Origin of the sequence: Nostoc flagelliforme FACHB-838 (genome assembly GCF_014698065.1) — a bacterium.
GTDB classification, from domain to species: domain Bacteria; phylum Cyanobacteriota; class Cyanobacteriia; order Cyanobacteriales; family Nostocaceae; genus Nostoc; species Nostoc flagelliforme_B.
Window position 1 is genome coordinate 1 of the sequence record NZ_JACJSI010000481.1, and the last position, 4,000, is coordinate 4,000.

The window sequence follows — 4,000 nt, forward strand, 5'->3', positions numbered from 1 at the left end:
AATCTTCGTCTTGAATATCATCTCTTGCAATGTCTCGTCTGCACTGATGCAACACGAATAAAAGTTCTCGTAACAGTTCTAGATGGGGGTAAATGAGCAATCGTACAGAAAGTTACGCTAAGGCTGTAACCCTTACTAGATAAGCATTCTGCAATTCAATATTTTTCGCAATTCTCAATGTACCAATTAACCTATAGGTTATTTGGTACAACTTTTTTGTACGGCACAGTAAGGATTTGAGGCTTTTAAATTTCAGATAGATCAATTGGTACAGTTTCATCCGTGGCGATCGCAGTATTGAAAACAGCCCATTAATTCCTTAGCGTAACTTTCGGAATCACTGCTCATTTGACCCCGATAAACAAAATATTAGATTCATCGGCACTAGCAACCCAACGCTCTCATTAGATCAGTTGGTGATGGAAAAGATAGGGGAGCAGAAACGGAAGATTCGCCCCGATGCGGTTTACTACACTGAGATTTTATTGACTGCCAGTCCCGAATATTTCCGTCCTAACTGTTTTTGTCCTTTTGGCCGTCCAGTGAGCGCCAACCTTACTCAATTGTCATGCTCTGCTGACAAATGCCCACCTGTCAACGGACGGCCAAAAGGACAAAAATGACCAGGGTTTGATAGTTTGGCCGTCCACTGTTTTTGAAAAAAATCTTCTGTAACTTATATCCAGTCTCAATTACAGCCATTTTTTTGCGCTATTTTTCTTGTCAATAAGCTGGGGTCTTATTGAGAATGTGTAATCATCATATGTTGCAATTGTGTTTCAAAAATTCTTTCTTGAACCATATAACTTTCATATAGCGTGAGCCAATTTCACACCAATGAACATCATCTAATTTATCGCCCTTGGCTGCTGACGCTCAGGGCTGTCACTGTTTAACTAAATATTTTCCAAACTTGGAAAGCACTTTTCCTAAAATGACGTAGGATTTCTAGTTTGATTAAAAGTATTTTACTGATATTGAAGTTGAAACCAAAGGAAGACAACCATGTTTAAATCATTTATCAAAAGATTAATCGCTGTAAGTTTAATGGTGGGAATCTGTTTAGGAGGTAGTTTTTACGCAGTGACTTCATCAGCAATGGCAGCCAGAGCAGAGAAACATTATGACGCTAGTGAAGATGTTGTCCTTGGTTGGATGGCACAAAACATTAATCCGCCTGCAAATACAGGCGTAAACAGATATCATTTGAAAAAAGCATTTGAGGAATCAGGGGACCGTGAAGGAGGTAAGCAAGCTATCTCAGGTTGGGCTAGCAATGGGCAGGAAATGATTTGGGTTAAATATGATAATGGGTATGATTCATGTAGCCCACGTGGAAATTGTCAGTGGAAACAATTCGATGGTCTCTAAAGCATAGATATAAAAACTATGCTGCTCCCTAGTACTTAGCCTTGGCCTAATCAAGAATGAGTGTGAACTTGTAGGGATGGTGGAAGAGATGATTCTTTTCACCATCCTTTTTAACGTTACAGGTTGGGGTAGATATAGCGAGAGTGTCACTAGGTGTGGCGAACTTCAGTCCAGAACCGCCTGAAGTTCCTGAAGTCTGCGGTGGTGGATCGTCATAATTATTGTTGTCCGCATCAGAATTTAGTTGTCTCGACAGGCGAAACTCCCGCGCCAATTCACGGGCATTTCTTCCGCTCATATTGCCACCGATTAGTTTGGCATCTTCGCGTGATTCTAAATAATCTAACAGCTTGCTCTCAACCTCTACCCTTAATCTGCTTTCCAAGCATCGTCTGACTCTGACTCTTCCGAATCTTCCAAATCAATGTCATCCGAGGCAATGTCCCGTCTGCACTGATGTAGCAGTTCCAAAAGCTCCCTTAGCAGTTCTGGATCAGCAGGTAAAGTTCGCCCAACTAAGAGTGCTATGTTGGTTGCCTTGACAAGCTGGTTTAGATTGTTCCCGATTTGTCCTAATTCCCAATATGTTTGCAAGCTAATTTTACTTAGTCGTTTTGGTAATGGACGCATCAACGCATTGCGCCTCATCAGTTCACTCGCTGACATCCCCGCATCAAGTGATTTTATTCGCAGCAGATCCAATTCGATGTCGCTCAAGCGAACTGGGAAAATATGCTTTCGGACTAGAGCTTTTGACTGCTTGCGATTCGCCATAAGTCGAGAGGATATCGGGACATTGCGAGGGGGGTTTTTCAAGGGGGGCTTCCCCACTTGAACCAGTCTGTCGTTCGAGCGCAGCGAGACAAAGCGTAAGCTTTGAGGCATCGCTGGCTTCTAGCCCAAATACGGGGGGTGAGGTGTTGTCTGCTACAGCTATACGGAGAGGCGCAGCAGGGGGCTGAAGGCGGGAGTACAAAGGCGTAGCCGTGCTGCTGATCATCCTACAACTTACAAGGGAGGATAGCAACGGCGTAGCCGGAATTTGAGATAATCAAGCAAGAGATAAATTCTGGTTAGGCGTAGCCACTATAGAGGAGATAAAAACAGCGAATCTGCTATATGAAAATTCTCTGATTCAGCGTAGCTGCCACACAATATAATAGTCCGGCGTAGCCAGAATACGAAAAAATAATTCAGCGTAGCTGTTTTAAGTAAAATTCTCTGATTCAGCGTAGCTGTAGTAGTCAGATGTTTTAGCATTAGCTTGAATAATCAGACCAGCGAAGCTGCCACACTAAAAAATATAAGGCGTAGCCGTAATATGAAGAGGTAATTCGGCGTAGCCACAATAGCCGATTTTTGTAGGATTTTGAAAACTCTCTTGGTGCAAATTATTTCAAATAGCCGATAATTATCAGTTAATCGGGATTCACGAGAGAACTCTTGCAAAAGTGTTTTGTGGTATGATTAAAGGTTTGACAACTTGCAATTAGGAAATTTGATTAGCAGTGAAATTTGGGAGAGCCAAGCAGCTTACCGCAAAAAAATTTAAGCGAATGACTGGAGTCAACCGTAAAACCTTTGAGTTAATGGTTGAGTTAGTCCTAGCTGATGAGCAAAAGAAAAAGAAATCCGGTCGTCGTCCTAAATTAATTATTGAAGACAAAGTTTTAATGGTTATTCAATATTGGAGGGAATATCGTACTTATTACCATATTGGGTTAGATTGGGGACTTTCAGAATCTGCGGTCTGTCGGATAGTGTATAAAATTGAAAACATATTAATCAAGTCTAGAAAGTTTCGTTTACCTGGTAAAAAAGAATTATGGAAAATGTCATCCCAAGAAGATTTGGTAGTGATGGATGTCACGGAAAGTCCAATTGAAAAACCATCAAGAAATCAAAAAAAGTTTTTTAGCGGGAAACAGGGAGAGCATACTTTAAAAACGCAAGTAGTAATTCACCAAAAAAGTACTGCTATCATTTGCTTAGGGCATGGCAAGGGCAGAATTCATGATTTTAAGCTCTTTAAAAATAGTGGGATTAAATTTGGAGAATTGCTCAAGGTCATAGCAGATAAAGGCTATCAAGGAATTAATAAAATCCATCAATTGAGTCAAACACCAATTAAAAAACCAAGAGGTGGAAGGCTGACAAAAGAACAAAAGAAATTTAATCGAGAACTCAATCGATTAAGAATCACTGTTGAACACGTAAATCGTCGTCTAAAAATCTTTAAAATCTTGGATTATAGATATCGAAATCGTCACCGACGCTTTGGTTTAAGGTCGAATTTAATTGCGGGAATTTATAATTACGAATTAGCCCTGTAAATCAGGTTAAAAAATTAAATTAATCAAATAATTTCGGTTTTTTTTAATAACCGAAACTAAGTTTGCTGCCTTTTTTTAGCTAGTGATTGCGTTTATAATGCTTGCTCGAAAAAAATGATAATCTCTTACTGTTTTAATGCCTAAAAATTTAAACTGAAATAACCTTCTATCCTACCACAAAATATTTATGCAAGAGTTCTTGTTTCTCGGCCGTCCTGAATCGACTTGTCAGGTTTGAAAATAAACAACCCGCTTTCAGATAGAATTTTCTTCGCAGAGATAAAAGTACTGTACCC

General features: G+C 40.0%; 5 protein-coding genes. 3 read left to right on the forward strand and 2 right to left on the reverse strand.

The features are described 5' to 3' along the window. The first annotated feature begins 419 nt into the window (after positions 1–419). The gene (locus H6G97_RS47035) at positions 420–623 is read left to right on the forward strand and encodes a hypothetical protein (protein ID WP_190947242.1); all 204 of its coding nucleotides are present in this window, start codon (positions 420–422) and stop codon (positions 621–623) included. Positions 624–1,005: 382 nt separating this feature from the next. After that, positions 1,006–1,371, forward strand: a complete 366-nt coding sequence (locus H6G97_RS47040) for a hypothetical protein (RefSeq protein ID WP_190947243.1) — start codon at positions 1,006–1,008, stop codon at positions 1,369–1,371. Between the two features lie 46 nt (positions 1,372–1,417). Here the strand turns inward: H6G97_RS47040 and H6G97_RS47045 are convergent, their stop codons facing one another. Next, complete coding sequence (locus H6G97_RS47045; RefSeq protein WP_190947244.1) at positions 1,418–1,756, reverse strand: hypothetical protein; 339 nt, start codon at positions 1,754–1,756, stop codon at positions 1,418–1,420. Next, on the reverse strand, positions 1,741–2,256 hold the full coding sequence (locus H6G97_RS47050; RefSeq protein WP_242056107.1) for a plasmid mobilization protein: 516 nt from the start codon (positions 2,254–2,256) through the stop codon (positions 1,741–1,743). Before H6G97_RS47050 ends, H6G97_RS47045 begins: the two co-directional genes overlap by 16 nt. Before the next feature lie 623 nt (positions 2,257–2,879). On the opposite strand from H6G97_RS47050, the gene H6G97_RS47055 reads away from it, so the two are divergent. Further along, positions 2,880–3,704, forward strand: coding sequence for an IS5 family transposase (locus tag H6G97_RS47055; RefSeq protein ID WP_338422002.1), 825 nt, complete (start codon positions 2,880–2,882; stop codon positions 3,702–3,704). Positions 3,705–4,000 lie beyond the last annotated feature (296 nt).